Below are 414 nucleotides of genomic sequence, written 5' to 3'. Positions count from 1 at the left end.
GATGGTAACACCGCGTTGATCAGCGCGGCCTGCAACGGTAGTGTCGCGATCGTGCAAGCCTTGCTTGCAAAGGGAGCTATCCTCGATCTCCAGAACAGGAATGGCAAAACCGCGCTGATCTGGGCGGCCTACAAGGGCTACACTGACGTCGTCGAGGTGTTGCTCGCGAAAGGCGCGGCGGTCGGTCTTCAGGATCGTGACGGCCACACCGCACTGAGCTGGGCGGTTCTCAAAGGCCGCCCCGCGATCGTTAAACTGATCAAGCTGAAAGAGTGGCAACCCGCCGCGTGAACCACGACAGCCCTCTCCACTTTGGTGGAGGGGGCTTTTTTGCCGGTACCAGCTTGTATCTTCCCGCCATTGCCCCACAATGGCGCCACCACGCATGCCGTTTCGCCCTTTGGCGATCGGTCT

The 414-nt window shown here is 60.4% G+C and carries 1 protein-coding gene; it reads left to right on the top strand.

Annotation, left to right across the window (positions count from 1 at the left end; translation table 11 throughout):
* Nucleotides 1-291: ankyrin repeat domain-containing protein (locus tag AKL29_RS10765; RefSeq protein WP_160321736.1), on the top strand; the 291-nt coding region annotated here is incomplete at its 5' end.
* Nucleotides 292-414 lie beyond the last annotated feature (123 nt).

This window comes from Bradyrhizobium pachyrhizi (genome assembly GCF_001189245.1).
Taxonomy (GTDB): domain Bacteria; phylum Pseudomonadota; class Alphaproteobacteria; order Rhizobiales; family Xanthobacteraceae; genus Bradyrhizobium; species Bradyrhizobium pachyrhizi.
This window is presented reverse-complemented; position numbering and strand designations above follow the sequence as displayed.